Source organism: Streptomyces sp. NPDC059499, from assembly GCF_042749285.1.
In the GTDB taxonomy this organism is placed as follows: Bacteria; Actinomycetota; Actinomycetes; order Streptomycetales; family Streptomycetaceae; genus Streptomyces.
In genome coordinates, this window is sequence record NZ_JBHYTT010000009.1 from 190,745 (window position 1) to 206,486 (window position 15,742).

15 protein-coding genes are annotated in these 15,742 nt (G+C 70.8%); 7 read left to right on the top strand and 8 right to left on the bottom strand.

Annotated elements, in window-relative coordinates; all coding sequences use genetic code 11:
• The first annotated feature begins 169 nt into the window (after positions 1 to 169).
• Positions 170 to 859, top strand: a complete 690-nt coding sequence (locus ACFW9O_RS22050) for a maleylpyruvate isomerase family mycothiol-dependent enzyme (protein ID WP_384611519.1) — start codon at positions 170 to 172, stop codon at positions 857 to 859.
• Positions 860 to 869: 10 nt separating this feature from the next.
• Positions 870 to 1,526 carry an MBL fold metallo-hydrolase gene (locus tag ACFW9O_RS22055; RefSeq protein ID WP_384611520.1) on the top strand — a complete coding sequence of 219 codons (657 nt, stop codon included), beginning with the start codon at positions 870 to 872 and terminating at the stop codon, positions 1,524 to 1,526.
• A 93-nt stretch (positions 1,527 to 1,619) separates the two neighbouring features.
• Here ACFW9O_RS22055 and ACFW9O_RS22060 read toward each other — a convergent pair whose 3' ends face one another.
• The 5 genes from ACFW9O_RS22060 to ACFW9O_RS22080 all read right to left on the bottom strand — a co-directional run bounded on the left by ACFW9O_RS22060 (position 1,620) and on the right by ACFW9O_RS22080 (position 8,688).
• Positions 1,620 to 2,627 carry a TerC family protein gene (locus ACFW9O_RS22060; protein ID WP_384611521.1) on the bottom strand — a complete coding sequence of 336 codons (1,008 nt, stop codon included), beginning with the start codon at positions 2,625 to 2,627 and terminating at the stop codon, positions 1,620 to 1,622.
• A gap of 258 nt (positions 2,628 to 2,885) precedes the next feature.
• Positions 2,886 to 4,838: a TerD family protein gene (locus tag ACFW9O_RS22065; RefSeq protein ID WP_384611523.1), complete on the bottom strand. Its 1,953-nt coding sequence runs from the start codon at positions 4,836 to 4,838 to the stop codon at positions 2,886 to 2,888.
• Positions 4,839 to 4,947: 109 nt separating this feature from the next.
• Positions 4,948 to 5,526 (bottom strand): TerD family protein, encoded by a 579-nt coding sequence (locus ACFW9O_RS22070; RefSeq protein ID WP_351175929.1) that lies wholly within the window; start codon positions 5,524 to 5,526, stop codon positions 4,948 to 4,950.
• Between the two features lie 132 nt (positions 5,527 to 5,658).
• Positions 5,659 to 7,776: an excinuclease ABC subunit UvrB gene (uvrB, locus tag ACFW9O_RS22075; protein WP_351175927.1), complete on the bottom strand. Its 2,118-nt coding sequence runs from the start codon at positions 7,774 to 7,776 to the stop codon at positions 5,659 to 5,661.
• A 39-nt stretch (positions 7,777 to 7,815) separates the two neighbouring features.
• A complete protein-coding gene (locus ACFW9O_RS22080) occupies positions 7,816 to 8,688 on the bottom strand; it encodes an MHYT domain-containing protein (protein ID WP_384611526.1) in 873 nt (290 codons plus the stop codon).
• Positions 8,689 to 8,902: 214 nt separating this feature from the next.
• Between ACFW9O_RS22080 and ACFW9O_RS22085 the strand changes: the two genes are divergently transcribed.
• The 5 genes from ACFW9O_RS22085 to ACFW9O_RS22105 all read left to right on the top strand — a co-directional run bounded on the left by ACFW9O_RS22085 (position 8,903) and on the right by ACFW9O_RS22105 (position 13,705).
• Entirely contained in the window at positions 8,903 to 9,775 is an 873-nt protein-coding gene (locus ACFW9O_RS22085; protein WP_384611528.1) for a glycerophosphodiester phosphodiesterase, read from the top strand.
• Between the two features lie 57 nt (positions 9,776 to 9,832).
• Positions 9,833 to 10,378 carry a methylated-DNA--[protein]-cysteine S-methyltransferase gene (locus ACFW9O_RS22090; protein WP_351175921.1) on the top strand — a complete coding sequence of 182 codons (546 nt, stop codon included), beginning with the start codon at positions 9,833 to 9,835 and terminating at the stop codon, positions 10,376 to 10,378.
• A 97-nt stretch (positions 10,379 to 10,475) separates the two neighbouring features.
• Entirely contained in the window at positions 10,476 to 11,792 is a 1,317-nt protein-coding gene (locus ACFW9O_RS22095) for an MFS transporter (protein WP_384611530.1), read from the top strand.
• Between the two features lie 63 nt (positions 11,793 to 11,855).
• Positions 11,856 to 12,803, top strand: a complete 948-nt coding sequence (locus ACFW9O_RS22100) for a pseudouridine-5'-phosphate glycosidase (RefSeq protein WP_384611532.1) — start codon at positions 11,856 to 11,858, stop codon at positions 12,801 to 12,803.
• The gene (locus ACFW9O_RS22105) at positions 12,800 to 13,705 is read left to right on the top strand and encodes a carbohydrate kinase family protein (protein ID WP_384611534.1); all 906 of its coding nucleotides are present in this window, start codon (positions 12,800 to 12,802) and stop codon (positions 13,703 to 13,705) included. Before ACFW9O_RS22100 ends, ACFW9O_RS22105 begins: the two co-directional genes overlap by 4 nt.
• Positions 13,706 to 13,708: 3 nt before the next feature.
• On the opposite strand, the gene ACFW9O_RS22110 is transcribed toward ACFW9O_RS22105, so the two are convergent.
• The 3 genes from ACFW9O_RS22110 to ACFW9O_RS22120 all read right to left on the bottom strand — a co-directional run bounded on the left by ACFW9O_RS22110 (position 13,709) and on the right by ACFW9O_RS22120 (position 15,660).
• Positions 13,709 to 14,350, bottom strand: a complete 642-nt coding sequence (locus tag ACFW9O_RS22110) for a uridine kinase (RefSeq protein WP_384611536.1) — start codon at positions 14,348 to 14,350, stop codon at positions 13,709 to 13,711.
• A 66-nt stretch (positions 14,351 to 14,416) separates the two neighbouring features.
• Entirely contained in the window at positions 14,417 to 14,911 is a 495-nt protein-coding gene (locus tag ACFW9O_RS22115) for a cupin domain-containing protein (protein ID WP_384611538.1), read from the bottom strand.
• Positions 14,912 to 14,994: 83 nt separating this feature from the next.
• The gene (locus tag ACFW9O_RS22120; RefSeq protein ID WP_384611539.1) at positions 14,995 to 15,660 is read right to left on the bottom strand and encodes a winged helix-turn-helix transcriptional regulator; all 666 of its coding nucleotides are present in this window, start codon (positions 15,658 to 15,660) and stop codon (positions 14,995 to 14,997) included.
• Between the last annotated feature and the right edge of the window lie 82 nt (positions 15,661 to 15,742).

Here is a 15,742-nt window from a genome sequence, read left to right on the forward strand (position 1 = left end):
TCCGCACCTTTCTGGAGAGAAATGGGGGAACTGAGCCCCTGTCCCAGGGTATGGGGGGCGCCACAGCGATGTAGGGAGTTTCGACTCCGAGCGTATAGCACGCACATTCGATTTACGGACGGTTGATGACTCCTTCACCCGAATGAGTGGCGAGGCTAGGCTCGGCCTCATGATTGATCATGTGCACGACCTGGACGCCGTACGTGAAGCGACCGAACGGCTCCTGAGCGCGACGGGCAAACTGGACAACGCCGCCCTCGCCGAGCCGTCACGGCTGCCGGGCTGGAGCAGAGGACATGTCCTCGCCCACCTGTCACGTAACGCCGACGCGCTCGTAAATGTTCTCCAGGGCCGCCCCATGTACGCGAGCAGCGAAACCCGGGACGCCGACATCGACCGCGATGCGCCCCGCCTCCTCGCCGAGCAGCTCGCCGACCTGCGCGTCAGCGGGGACGGCTTCCTGGCCGCGGCCGCGGCGCCCGCCGACTGGTCGCGCACGATCACGATGCGCAACGGCGTGACGGACTCCGCCTCCCGGGTCCCCTTCCGCCGCCGGGTCGAGGTCGAGCTGCACCATGTCGACCTGGGGATCGGCTACGAGCTGGAGGACCTTCCGGAGGAGTTCGTGATCCGGGAGAACGACTTCCTGGCGGAGCGGTTCGCCGGGCATCCCGATGTGCCTCCCACGACGACGGTGACCCCGGACGGCCACCTCTGGACCACCGGCGGGGGCGGGGACGCCGGACCGGTCGTGGTCCGGGGCAGCGCGACCGACATCCTCGGCTGGCTCTGCGGGCGCCGCGACGGCTCCGGGCTCACCGCGGAAGGCGGCCCCCTTCCCGCGCTGCCCCCGCTATAGGCTGAGACGTATGACGTACAGCGGAACGGTCAAGGTCGGCGGACCTGCGGATGTGCACGAGCTGACGGATCTGATGATCTCCAAGGTCGCTGTCGGCCCGATGAACAACAACGCCTATCTACTGCGCTGCCGGGCCACCGGCGAGCAGCTCCTGATCGACGCGGCGAACGAGGCCGGGACCCTGCTGCAGCTGATCGGCGACGACTCGATCACCGCGGTCGTCACCACGCATCAGCACGGTGACCACTGGCAGGCCCTGGGAGAGGTCGTGACGGCCACCGGGGCACGCACGTACGCGGGACGGTACGACGCCGAGGGCATTCCGGTCCCCACCGATGTGCTCGTCGAGGACGGGGACACGATCCGGGTGGGCCGGGTCGCGCTGACCGCCCGCCATCTGGCCGGCCACACCCCGGGCTCCATCGCGCTGGTCTACGACGACCCTCACGGGGCACCCCACCTGTTCACGGGGGACTGCCTCTTCCCCGGCGGGGTCGGCAACACGCGCAACGACCCGGAGGCGTTCGCGAGCCTGCTCCACGATGTGGAGACCAAGCTCTTCGACCCGCTCCCGGACGAGACCTGGGTCTATCCGGGACACGGACACGACACGACGCTCGGCGCCGAGCGGCCCCGGCTGCCGGAGTGGCGCGAGCGCGGCTGGTGACACACCGGCGGCCGGTGCCTGTTGGCCCCGGCCGCCGATTCGTCCGCTGGTCGTACCGCTACCGGCTCCGCTTCCACCGGTCCTGCTTCCGGCCTACTTCTGCGCGCCGATGCTCTTGCTCTCCTCGTCGGACGCCTTCGCCTTCTCGGCCTCCGCCGCCGCCGTCCTCTTGTTGGCGATCAGGCTGGTGATCGTGGTGACCACCAGGACGCCGCAGATGAAGGTGAGGGAGAACGGGATGGAGATCTCGGGTACGTGCACCCCGGACTCGTGGAGTGCGTGCAGCACCAGCTTGACGCCGATGAATCCGAGGATCACCGAGAGTCCGTAGCTGAGGTGGACCAGCTTCTTCAGCAGACCGCCGATGAGGAAGTACAGCTGACGCAGGCCCATCAGAGCGAACGCGTTGGCGGTGAAGACGATGTACGGGTCCTGGGTCAGCCCGAAGATCGCGGGGATGGAGTCCAGCGCGAACAGCACATCGGTGGTGCCGATGGCGAGCATGACCACCATGAGCGGGGTCATGACGCGCTTGCCGTTGTTGCGGATGAAGAGCTTCGTGCCGTGGTACCTGTCGGCGACACCGAAGCGGTGCTCGATCGACTTCAGGAGACGGTTCTCCTCGAACTCGTCCTCCTCGTCACCGGCCCGCGCCTCCTGGATGAGCTTCCAGGCGGTGTAGATCAGGAACGCGCCGAAGATGTAGAAGACCCACGAGAAGTTGGCGATGACCGCGGCGCCGGCGGCGATGAAGATCGCTCGGAGCACCAGGGCGATCAGCACACCGACGAGCAGCACCCGCTGCTGGAGGTGCGAGGGCACCGAGAACTTCGCCATGATCAGGACGAAGACGAAGAGATTGTCGACGCTGAGCGATTTCTCGGTGATGTAACCGGCGAAGAATTCGCCCGAGGCCTGGGTCTCGCCGAAGAGCAGCAGGCCGAGCCCGAAGAGCGCGGCCAGCACGATCCAGACGATGGTCCAGATTCCGGCTTCCTTGGTCGACACGTCATGGGGCTTGCGCCCGATGAAGAAGTCGACGGCGATGAGGGCGACGAGACCGAGAATGGTCAGCGTCCAAAGGGTCCATGAAACGTCCACTGCGCCTCCGGCAGTTCGCTACGGCTATAGATCAGCGTCGTCGCTGCCGGAGGTCTCTTCCACCCAGGGTGCGCGGGATGCGCACGGGGCCGACGCCCCGGGACCGGTCACAGTCCGTACTGACGGGAACGTCGCGATCGGGAGTACTCCCCTCCGCCCAAAGAACAGTACAGGAACTCCCAAGAAAAGGTAAAGTCTCAGGCAAGGGGCCACCAAAATGGCTGGTCAGGCCGGTTTTGGGTCACGCGGCACCCTGGCTCAGCGATAGCCGTTACGCCGAGCGGCGGCCACCAGTGCGAGGACCTGCTCCAGGACGCGGCTGCCCTGCGGCGGCCTCAGCGGCTCGTACGTCCAGGCGTGGCCCACCCACGGGTCGGCCAGATGGTCGTCGGCGACCGGGGTGATCCGCAGCAGCGACCGCCACAGCGGATCGAGCACGGGACCGTAGGCCCGCGCGTCCTCGCGGTCGGCCACCATCAGCAGGTGCACGCCCACGGCGGGCCCCTCATCGGCCAGATAGCGCAACTGCGTGACCGCCCGGTCGTCGAAACCGTGCGGGAAGTCGTTGACGATCAGCAGCTGCTCGCCCGTGTCCAGGTCCGGCGGGAGCGAGTCGGCGGCACCGGCCCTGATGGCCATCTGCACCAGGTCGACGCGTCGGGTCAGACGGGCGAGCACCGCGGCCACTCCCCCGGGACCTGCGGCAGGCGCCTCCGCCAGAGCCCCGGAGCCGGTCAGGGGCGCCAGCGCACCGGCGGCGGAGCCTGCGGGGTCGATGACATGCACCGAGAACTCGTCCGCGGGATAGACGGCGAGCATCCGGGCGGCCAGGGCGACCGCCGTTTCCATGCCCAGCCTGCGCAACTGGTCACTGTCCGTCAGAGCGGAGGCCTCGGACGCCGTACGGCCGCTGTCCACCCAGATCCCGCGTTCCAGCGGCAGCCGCACCAGCAGCGGGATGTGCAGGTCGGTGCGCTCGGGCAGGTGGAGGTCACCGATGCGCAGCGCCATCGGGATCTCCATCGGAACCCGGTAGGCGTGCCAGACGGGGTTGCCCCAGCCCGCGTACGCGGCCGGGAGCGCGGGCTCGACCACGGCGGACTCGGCGGCCAGCTGGGCGAGGTCCCGGTCCAGAGCCTCACGTGCCCGCGCGGTCAGCTCGTCGCGCTTGGCCCGGGCTTCCTCACGGGCCCGGTCACCCGTGCCACCGATGCGGCTGCGCGGGTCGGACAGGGCCCTGTCGAGCTCCTGGTCCATCCGGGACTCGGCGAAGTCGACCGCGCTGCGATAGGCGGCGGTGGCCCGGGCCAGGTCCTCGAACATGCCCCAGATCTGGTTGTAGAGGCGCTCGTCCATGGACCAGCCGGTGGCGTCACCGGCGACGGGCTGGGCGGGCTGTCCCGGTGCCGCGGGCGGGGCCACCGGAGGGGGCGGTGGCGGGGCCGTGGTCTGGCGGCGCGGATGGGCGTAGTCGATGGGGCCGCCCGTGGTGGGACCGGCCACCGGTGGGGACGGTTCACCGACGGGTTCGGAACCCCGGGTGTGGGGCCGGCCCGGATCGGCGGCCGGAACCGGTCCGGTGGCCGGGGGCGGTCCGGCCGGATGACGTACGCGCCCGCCGTCCGCGGTACGGGGCGGCGGGGGTGTCACGGAGCGGGCCAGGCCGGAGGCGACCGCCTCCTGTATCGAGCGTGCCAGCTCGACGGCTTGTGCCACGCCCTGGTCGGCGAGCATCTCGGCGAGCCCGGCGGCGTATCCCTGGCCGACGGCACGGACCTTCCAGACCCCCTGCCGGCGGTAGAGCTCCAGCGCCGTCACGGCGGACTCGGCGTCCAGGCCCGTGAGGGTGAAGGTGGCGATCTCGGTGCCGTCGAGCCCGGTGACGGCGACGAACGGCGCGGCGACCGCACCGAACCGGACGGGCATGCCCGCCCCCAGGGGCAGGGCCAGGAGCACGGTGACGCGGTGCACCGCGTCGGGAAGTGCCTCCAGGTCGACTGCGAGCCGGTGGTCGGCCGCGGCCTGCCTGGACACCTCGAGTCCGGGCAGCTGGGGCGATCCTGGGTGGGCGATCCACTCGACGCCATGGACCGTGCCCTGCTCGTCCCCGAGCGTGGCACCGGCCACGACGGGCGAGCCCGCCGACACCCTGATCTCCAGACGGGTCTGGGGCAACGTGTGATTCTGCCCCCGGACCAGCTCGGCCGTCATTGCCCTGTCCCCTCGACGTTCGGTGTGGTGCCCTGCCATGGGCGCAGCTCCCGGCGGCGGATGCCTCCGGGAGCTGCTCGTACTGACGTCGGACCGCGGTCCGGTCCTGCTACAGGTGGGGCAGGATGGACGGCATCAGGTCCTGGAAGGTCCGGCCGTTGGCCGGGTTCCCGAGGGCGGTCATCTGCCATCCGTTGCCCGCACGGTGCACCTTGGCCATGATCTGGGCCGTGTACTGGCCGCCGCCGTCGAGCGTGTAGCGGGCGAGCTCCTGGCCGTTCGTCTCGTCGACGATGCGGCAGAAGGCGTTCTGCACTTCCTGGAACGTCTGGCCGGTGAAGGAGTTCACCGTGAAGACGATCTGGTCGATGTGGACCGGGATCCGCTGCAGGTCGACGAGGATCGCCTCGTCGTCGCCACCCGAGCCGGCGCCGCCGACCAGGTTGTCGCCGGTGTGCTTGACCGAGCCGTCGTCACTGACGAGGTGGCGGAAGAACACGACGTCCACAGGCTGCTTGTCGGCGAAGAGCACCGCCGAGGCGTCCAGGTCGATCTCCCGGGTGCGCGAGCCGAACAGACCGCGGCGCGGAGCCGCCTGCCAGCCGAGCCCCATCCGTACCGCGGTCAGGGTCCCCCCGTCGCTCTTCTGCAGGCTGATGGCCTGACCCTTGGTCATATTGACCGTCACGCGCTGTCCCCTCTCCGCTTGCCCCGCAACCGTCCGTGTGCGGTTTCCCCGCACCCTACGCAGTCCGCTCGGGGCGGAAGCAGGTAAGGGGCGTTTTTGTGTCGTTCTTGCAACACACCTGGTGCACGCCGGTCAGGCCAGCCCCGCCTCCCTCATCTGACGCAGCTCCTTCTTCAACTCACCCACCTCGTCACGCAGTCGGGCAGCCACCTCGAACTGCAGGTCCGCGGCGGCCGCCCGCATCCGGTCCGTCATCTCCTCGATGATCCCGGCGAGTTCCGTGGCGGGCCGGTCGGTGACCGCCGCGCCACCCCCCTTGGCCTTGCCGGCCGAGGCCTTGCCGCCGAGCGCCGGCACGGGGGCCTTGGCCCCCTTGCCCTGCCGGTAGCCGGTGCCCAGGAGCTGCTCGGTGTCGACCTCCTCGCGGGCGATGGTCGCGACGATGTCGTTGATCTTCTTGCGGAGCGGCTGCGGGTCGAGCCCGCGCTCGGTGTTGTACGCGATCTGCTTCTCACGGCGGCGGTTGGTCTCGTCGATGGCCTGCGCCATCGCAGGAGTGATCTTGTCCGCGTACATATGGACCTGCCCCGACACGTTTCGGGCCGCACGGCCGATGGTCTGGATCAGGGAGGTGCCGGACCGCAGGAAGCCCTGCTTGTCCGCGTCGAGGATGGCCACGAGTGACACCTCGGGAAGGTCGAGGCCCTCACGCAGCAGGTTGATCCCGACCAGGACGTCGTACTCGCCGGAGCGCAGTTCGCGCAGCAGCTCGATGCGGCGCAGGGTGTCGACGTCGCTGTGCAGGTAGCGGACCTGGATGCCGAGCTCGAGGAAGTAGTCGGTGAGGTCCTCGGACATCTTCTTGGTGAGGGTGGTGACCAGGACCCGCTCGTCCTTCTCGGTCCGCTTGCGGATCTCGTGCACCAAGTCGTCGATCTGGCCCTCGGTGGGCTTGACGACGACCTCGGGGTCGACGAGCCCAGTGGGCCGGATGATCTGCTCCACGAATCCGTCGCCCCGGGAGAGCTCGTACTTCCCCGGGGTGGCGGACAGATAGACGGTCTGGTTGATCCGGCCCAGGAACTCCTCCCATTTCAGCGGGCGGTTGTCCAGGGCGGAGGGCAGGCGGAAGCCGTGGTCGACGAGAGTCCGCTTCCGGGAGGCGTCGCCCTCGTACATCGCGCCGATCTGCGGCACCGTGACGTGCGACTCGTCCAGGACGAGGAGGAAGTCCTCGGGGAAGTAGTCGAGGAGGGTGTTGGGCGCGGTGCCCGGATCACGGCCGTCGAAGTGCATCGAGTAGTTCTCGACGCCGGAGCAGGTGCCGATCTGGCGGAGCATCTCGATGTCGTACGTCGTGCGCATGCGCAGCCGCTGGGCCTCCAGCATCTTGCCCTGCTTCTCCAGCTCCGCGAGGCGCTGCTGGAGCTCCGCCTCGATGCCGCCGACCGCCTTCTCCATGCGCTCGGGGCCCGCCACGTAGTGGCTGGCGGGAAAGACGTGGAGCGACCGGTCCTCGCTGATGACCTCGCCGGTGAGCGGGTGGAGGGTGGAGAGCGCCTCGATCTCGTCGCCGAACATCTCGATCCGGACGGCGAGCTCCTCGTACACCGGGAAGATCTCGATGGTGTCGCCGCGCACCCGGAAGGTGCCACGGGCGAACGCCAGGTCGTTGCGGGTGTACTGGATCTCGACGAAGCGGCGCAGCAGCTGGTCGCGGTCGATCTCGTCGCCGACCTTGAGCTGGACCATCCGGTCCACGTACTCCTGCGGTGTGCCGAGGCCGTAGATGCAGGAGACGGAGGCGACCACGACGACGTCGCGCCGGGTCAGCAGTGAGTTCGTGGCGGAGTGGCGCAGCCGCTCGACCTCCTCGTTGATCGAGGAGTCCTTCTCGATGTAGGTGTCCGACTGCGGGACGTACGCCTCGGGCTGGTAGTAGTCGTAGTACGAGACGAAGTACTCGACGGCGTTGTTCGGGAGGAGCTCGCGGAACTCGTTGGCCAGCTGTGCGGCCAGCGTCTTGTTGGGCGCCATCACCAGGGTCGGCCGCTGCAGTTTCTCGATCATCCACGCGGTCGTCGCCGACTTGCCGGTGCCGGTCGCGCCGAGCAGGACGACGTCCTTCTCGGCGCCGCGGACACGCCGCTCCAGCTCGGCGATGGCCGCGGGCTGGTCACCGCTGGGCTGGTAGGGACTGATGACCTCGAAAGGCGCCATCGAACGTTCGATCTTCGAAACGGGCCGCATGCAACCACCGTACGACTCGCCACTGACAACGGCGCCGGATCAGCGATTCCGCTGCTGCCGGTACTCCCCGCGGGCTTCTGTCCCGTACGAGGTGTGGAGCCGCTGGACGGGAATGCCGGGGACCCGCCCGGGGCTGCGCGGGCGGCCGACGGGCCGGCGGTCCGGACCGTCGGGAGCGCCCATCACCACCAGCGGATCGAACAGCACGACCACCCCGGCGAGGAGCAGGAAGCAGCCCGGCCCGATCAGCATCGGCATGAGCAGCGAGGCGGGTGTGTCGCCGGCCACCGCCCCCTGGGCCACGGCCGGGTGCAGGTGCACGCTGAGCGCGGCCATTCCCGTGTAGTGCATCCCGCTCACGGCGACGCCCATGACCAGGCTCGCGCCGAGGCTGGGCAGGAAACCGTGGATGGAGACGGCGGCCCACAGCGAGGCGGTCGCGGCCACCACGGCGATGACGACGGAGAGGGAAACGGTGACCGTGTCGTACGCGAACTGTCCCTCGAACCGCATTCCGGCCATGCCGAGGTAGTGCATGGAGGCCACGCCGAGGCCCATGATGGTGCCGCCCGTGACCAGCGCCATGCGGGTCGCGCCCCGGTAGCCGACGACGAATATGCCGATCCCGACCATCACGATCGCCACGGCGAGACTGGCGAAGGTGAGCGGCCTGTCGTAGCTGACCGGTGCCTCCTCGACGGAGAAGCCCAGCATCGCGACGAAGTGCATCGTCCAGATGCCGGAGCCTATGGAGGTGGCGCCCAGAGCGAGCCAGCCCGCTTTGAAGGAGCGTTCGGTGCGCAGGGACCGTGTGGTGCAGCGCAGCCCGAGGGCCGCGCCGAGGCACGCCATGAGGAATGCCACGACCGGGGTCAAGAGGCCGTAACTGAAGCCGTCAACTGTGCCCTGCATGCTGGTACGCCCTTCGCGGAAGCCCGGGTTCGGGGGTGACCCTAAAGGGCGAGGCCCGGCAGGCAAACATAAGAGGGGCATTTTATCCGCCTTGGAGCCGGTCCACGATCCGGTACCGAACAATCCGTTCACATTGTCGTCACCGCCTTCCTGCCACCCGTTGGGCATCGGCTGGGAGTCTCTGCATGTCCGCACCCCGACGCGAGGAGTACACGTGTCCGTACGCACCGCAACCGCCTCCGCCGCTGTCGCCGCTCTGCTCGGCGGCTGCGTCCTGCTGCCCGCCACCCAGGCGCAGGCGGCGGGCCCGAAGGACGGCCCGGTCGTCTTCGCCCACCGCGGGGCTTCCGCCTACGCCCCGGAGAACACCCTGGCGGCCGTGGACGCGGCCGACCGTCTGGGCATCGACTGGGTGGAGAACGACGTGCAGCTCACCAAGGACGGTGTGCTGGTCGTCGTGCACGACACCACCCTCGGGCGGACCACCGACGCCGAGCAGGTCTTCCCCGGCCGCGCCCCCTGGGCGGTCAAGGACTTCACCGCCGCGGAGATCGCCCGGCTGGACGCGGGCAGCTGGTTCGGCGCCCGGTACGCGGGGGCACGGGTGCCGACGCTCACGCAGTATCTGCACCGTGTCGAGCGCAACCGCCAGAAGCTCCTCCTGGAGATCAAGAGCCCGGAGACCTACCCGGGAATCGAGAGGGAGACCCTGCGGATCCTGCGCGAGGAGGGGTGGCTGGACCGCGGTCACGTCACGCACCGGCTGATCGTCCAGAGCTTCGGTGCAGAGAGTGTGAAAGCTGTCCACGCTCGGCGTCCCGACGTCGTCACCGGCTTCCTCGGCACCCCCGCGGTGGCCGATCTGCCGTCGTACGCGGCCTTCACCGACCAGATCAATCCGTCGCACACGACGATCGGCGCCGACTACGTCGCGGCGGTCCAGAAGCTGAAGGGCCCCCACGGGAAGCCGCTCCAGGTGAACACGTGGACGGTCAACGACGCGGCGAACGCGGCGAAGGTGGCCGGCTTCGGTGTCGACGGCATCATCACCAACACCCCCGACGTCGTGCGGGACGCCACCCGCTGAGGGATCCGGGAAAGGCCGTGGCCGGGCGTTGTCAGTGGCCGGCCGTACGGTGGTCGCATGGACAGCAACGAGCAGGTCGTGGAGTGGTCCGTCGTGCGGAGCGACATCGGGCCGCTCCTGCTCGCCGCGACCGGCACGGGTCTGGTGAACGTGGTCTTCCACGCGAGCCCCGCCGTCCGGGACAAGGCACTCGGGCACATACGGACGCGGCTGGGCGCTGAGCCCGTGCAGGCAGCCGGCTCCGCGCGGCTCGCCGAGCCCGAGCGCCAGCTCGCGGCGTATTTCGCGGGCGGGCTGCGCGCCTTCTCGCTGGACCTGGACTGGTCGCTCACCTCCGGTTTCAACCGCGAGGTGCTCCGCGAGCTGGCAGCCGGCGTGCCCTACGGCACCGTCGTCGGATACGGGGACCTGGCCGGGCGGGTGGGGCAGCCGGGAGCCGCCCAGGCCGTCGGGGCGGCGATGGGTTCCAATCCGCTGCCGGTGGTGGTGCCGTGCCACCGCGTGGTGGAGAGCGACGGAGGGCTCGGCGGCTTCGGCGGCGGGCTGGAGACCAAGCGGCAGCTGCTGGCGCTCGAGGGGGTCCTTCCGCAGCCGCTGTTCTGAGGACCGTCCGGCGCGGTCCCGCACGGGCACTCCGGCGCGGTCACGGACGCGCACACCGGGTGCGGCCCCGCACAGGCACACCGGGGCCGGAAACGGGATGTCGCACGGGCGTACGTACTGGCACACTTCGGCGGTGACAGAAGCCCTCCCCACTCCCCGGATCACGGCTGCGGACCTGCCCGCGCTGCAGCGCAGGACCTCCGCCGTACTCATCGGCAGCCAGATACTCGGCGGCCTCGGCGTGGCCATCGGTATCGCCCTGGCACCGGTCCTGGCGGCGGAGGTGAGCGGCTCCGAGGCTCTGTCCGGGCTCGCTCCGACCGCCTCGGTGGCGGGTCCCGCTCTGTTGTCACTGCCCCTGGCGGCCCTGATGACCTCACGGGGCAGGCGCCCCGGACTCGTTCTCGCCTATCTGATCGGCGCGGTGGGCGCGTCCCTGGTGGTGACGGCCGCCGTGGTGGGCAGCTTCCCGCTGCTGCTCCTCGGCATGGCCGGTTTCGGCGCCGGCTCCTCGGCCAATCTCCAGGCCAGGTTCGCCGCAGCCGATCTGGCGGAGCCGGACCGCCGCGGGCGGGCGATCTCCAACGTCGTCTGGGCCACCACGATCGGTTCGGTCCTCGGCCCCAACATCTCGGCACCCGCCGGACATGTCTTCCGCGGCACCTCCGTGCCCGAGACGGCCGGTGCGTTCGCCTGGGCAGCCGCCATCTTCCTGCTCACCGGTGCCGTGGTCGCCGTGCTGCTGCGCCCCGATCCGCTGCTCACCGCCCGTGCGCTGGCCCCGCAGGAGACCGGGACCGTCGAGAAGCGCTCCCTGCGGGCGGGCATCGCGGCGGTGCGGGCCTCCCCGATGGCCCGTCTCGCGCTGGTGACCATCGCGGTGTCCCACACCACCATGGTCTCGATCATGGTCATGACCCCCGTCCACCTCGGGCACCACGGCGCGGACATCCAGCTGATCGGGCTGGTCATCAGCGGTCATATCGCGGGCATGTACGCGTTCTCGCCCGTCATGGGCTGGCTCTCCGACCGGGTGGGGAGGCTGTCCGTGATCGGTCTCGCCGTCGGCCTGCTGTGCTGCGCCGCGGTGCTGGCCGGTACGTCGGGCGCGGGGCACGGCCGGACCGCCGCGGGTCTGTTCGTCCTGGGCCTCGGCTGGTCGGCCGGCCTGGTCGCCGGTTCGGCACTGCTCACCGACTCCGTGCCGCAGGCCGCCCGCGCCGCGGTGCAGGGCCTCTCCGACCTCACGATGAACACGGCGGCGGGCATCGGCGGGGCCGTCGCCGGAGTGATCGTCTCCCGGCTGAGCTACGGCTGGCTGAACACGGCCGCCGCCTGTCTGCTGCTGCCGCTGGCCGCGCTCGCCCTGCGCCGGACCCTGAACCGGCAGCCCTCGGTGTCCGGGAAGGTCTGAGAGACCGGCGGCTCCCCTCCCCGTCCGGGTTTGCGGGCGCCGTGCCTGCGACAGGGATGGGGCATGCATCGGAACCCATCGGCATCCACGTCGCAGGAAACCGGCCGCCACGCCCCCGTGCTCTCCACCGAGGTGCGCGACGCTCTCGCCGACCACCGCCCCGTCGTCGCCCTGGAGTCGACGATCATCGCCCACGGTCTGCCGCGCCCCCGCAACCTCAAGATCGCGGAGGAGCTGGAGGAGCTCGTACGCAAGGCGGGGGCCGTGCCCGCCACGGTCGCCGTGCTCGACGGCCGGGCCCATGTGGGTCTGACGGCCGACCGGTTGGAGCGGGTGGCCGGTGACCCGGCGATGCGGAAGCTGGGCCACCGCGACCTCGCGCCCGCTCTCGCCCAGGGAGCGAGCGGGGCGACGACCGTGTCCGCGACCGCGTTCCTGGCGGCGCGGGCCGGCCTGGAGGTGTTCGCGACCGGGGGACTCGGCGGCGTACACCGCGAGTGGACCGAGACACAGGACGAGTCCGCGGATCTGCGGCTGCTCGCCAGGACCGGCATCACCGTGGTCTGCGCGGGCGTGAAGTCGATCCTGGACGTGCCGGCCACGCTCCAGCGCCTCGAGACGCTCGGCGTCGGCGTTCTCGGTTACGGCACGGAGTACTTCCCCGGCTTCTACCTGAGCAGTTCGGGCGAGCCCGTCGACTGGACGGTCCACACACCGCAGGAGGTCGCGGACGTGATGCGGGCCCGGGAGGAGCTCGGGGGTCCCTCCGCCGCGCTGGTCGTCGCCAACCCCGTACCGCAGGAGGAGCAGTTGGACCCCGAGGTGCACGACCGGGTGCTCGCGCAGGCTCTGGACGCCTGCCGGGAGCGCGGGATCGTGGGGCAGGCCGTCACTCCGTTCCTGCTGGAGTACCTGATGCGGGAGACCGACGGAGCGTCCCTGGAAGCGAATCTGGCCGCCGTGCGCGGGAACGTGCAGCTGGCCGCCCGGATCGCGGCGGCGGCGCGGTGACCGCAGGCGGTCTCCTCGTCGTCGGCGACGTGGTCACCGACGTGGTCGTCCGGCACGGCTCGGCCGTGGTCCACGGTACGGACACGGCTGCGCGGATCAGCACGATGCCGGGCGGGGCGGGCGCCAACGCCGCGTGCTGGGCTGTTCGTTCGGGCTGCCGGGACGTACGTCTGCTGGCGCGGGCCGGGGCGGATTCGGAGGCCTGGCACCGGGGCGCGCTGGAACGGGCGGGAGTGCGGCCGCTGCTGTCCGTGGACCGGGAGGCACCGACCGGCACGGTGGTGGCCCTGGTCGACTCCTCGGCCGAGCGCACCTTCCTCACCGACAGCGGCGCGGTCCTGCGCCTCTCCCCCGACGACTGGTCGGCGTCGTTCCTGGACGGCGTCGCCCGGCTCCACCTCTCCGGTTATCTCTTCTTCGCGGAGACCAGCCGCGCGACGGCACGGCTCGCCCTGCGTGAGGCCCGGCGTCGGGACATCCCGGTGAGTGTGGACCCCGCGTCGGCGGGCTTCCTCGCCTCTCTGGGCGCCGGCGCCTTCCTCGACCTGGTCGAGGGCGTGGACCTGCTCCTCCCCAACGCGGACGAGGCCCGGGAGCTGACCGGCCTGCCGGACCCGGCCGACGCGGCGGCCAAGCTGAGCCGTCACGCCGGGCGGGTCGCCGTCACCCTCGGGGACCGGGGCGTCCTGCTGGCTGCCGGGGGCATGGTGACCACGCGTGTGCCCGCCCCGGCCGTACGGGATCCGGTCGACTCGACCGGCGCGGGGGACGCCTTCACCGGCGGTTTCCTCGCCGCCCTCATCGCCGGGGCGGACGATGCCGCGGCAGCCGCGGCCGGCTGCCGGGCCGGGGCCGAGGCGGTCGCGACGGTCGGCGGGCGGCCGGGGCCGCGTCCGGCGTAGCGGTCACATGCCGATGCCGGTCCAGGCGGGGTGGTGCGGGTCGTCGGCCCGCACCACCGCGTCCGCGCGGTCGGCGGGCGCCACCTCGTCCTCGTACCGGGCGAAGGCGGGCAGTGTCCACCGCTCGCCCTCATCGGTACGCCGTCGCAGCGCACCGGGCGAGAGGCGAAGGTGAACGGCGAGGTCGAAGGGGAACCACTGCCCGAGGAGCAGCGGCCCGTGCACGATCAGCACCCCGCCCTCGGGCAGGACCCGGTACGGGCTGCGGGTGGCCCGGTCCGTCACGGGGTCCCAGAGGTCGGGCAGCACCCGTCCGCTGCCACCGGGCTCCAGCGGACGGAACACCTCGCGCCACAGTGCGTTGGTGTCGAACCAGCTGTCGGCGTACGAGTCGGGATCCTCCTTGCCGTACTCGTAGCGCAGACTCGCCGGCCGGAGGAACCCTGCGGTGGAGACGGTGAGCACCGCGCGGCCGCGCGCCCGCAGTTCCTCGGCGACGCGTTCGGCGGGCTCACCGGGGCGGGCGGCCGGAGCGCCGTCGACGCCGACTCTGAGCCAGGGCCCGCCGTCGGCCGGTTTCAGGCCGTCGGCGTGCGCGGCCAGCGCTTCGGCGAGGCGTTCCCAGGTGATCGGTTCGAATCGCACGTTCCCATCATCACCCGGGACCGCACCGGCTTCCGTGCGTGAGCGCGCCCCGCCCCGGCGCCGGACCTACTTCGCCGCCGGGCAGTGCACCGCGTCGGCGTCGTCGGAGAGTTCGCTGCCCTCGGGAAGCAGATAGGTCACCCACAGCACCACGGGTTCCGTGCCGAGGTTGCGCCCGATGTGCCGGTGTTTGGTTCCGGACGGCTCGATGAACGCCGTTCCCGCGGGTGTCACCTCCACCGAGCAGTCGTCGAGGGTCCGGGTCAGCGTCCCGGACTGGACGACGGCGATCAGCTGGCCCGGGTGGGTGTGCCAGCCGGTGGAGCCGCCGGGCGCGATGGTGATGGTCCGGACGGTCACATCCGTGCGGCCCTTGGGGGTCTTCACCTTCAGCTTGCCCTCGGACGTGCCCTTGGCGACGACGGTGCCGCTCACACCGCTGCCGGGCGTCGCGACCGCGGCTGCCGGGACGAGACCGAGCGCGGTCACACAAGCGCTCACGAGTATGACCTTGCGCAGCGTGCCCTGCTGCTTCGTGCCGACCCTGCTGCCGAACTCCATGGACATCTCCCTCGTCCCGCCGGACCGGATGAACGAACCCACGCTACGCGCGAGTCGGGCCGCCGTCACCGGTGGCGCGGGTGTCATCCCCCGCGGAGTTCGGTGGCGAGCGGGCCTTCCCCCTGAACCTCGGCCCGGCCCTCCGCGACCGCTTCGGCCAGTGTCAGTTCGCCGCGCCCCAGCGCCAGGCAGAGCTCGGCGTCGAGCACGATGCGGGCGTCGGGGTGCGCGGCGGGGCCGTACCCGTAGGCATCGTCCCGCTGCGCGTCCCCGCCCGTTCGGATGTGGAACTCCCCTTCCTCCAGACGGACTTCGACGACTCCCGCGTGCTTCGTCCCGTCCATCGCGCGCAGCAGGGGCAGGGCGAACCAGTGGGCACGGACCGCGTCGGTGGGGCGGCGTTCGGCGAGTGCGGGTGTGCCCCACCGCGCGAGCGCGGTGAGGACCGGGAGCAGTCCGCGACCGTGTTCGGTCAGTTCGTAGACCGCGGTGGCCGCCGGCGGCGGAAGGCGCCGGCGCACGGCGAGGCCGCTCTGCTCCATGTCCTTGAGCCGGGAGGCGAGCACGTCCGTGCTGACGCCGGGCAGGTCGGCGTGCAGATCCGTGTACCGGCGCGGGCCGGCCAGCAGTTCACGGACGATCAGCAGCGTCCACCGGTCGCCCACGGAGTCGAGGGCCCGGGCGGTGGCACAGAACTGGTCGTAACTCCGGCGGCGGGCGGGGCGTGCTGACGGCTGCTGACGTGGCATGCGACGCAGTCTAGACATGTTGTTGGACTTTCCAAGCTCCAACTTGGTAAAACCAAGTACCGCAGTTCGGGATCGGGGAGGG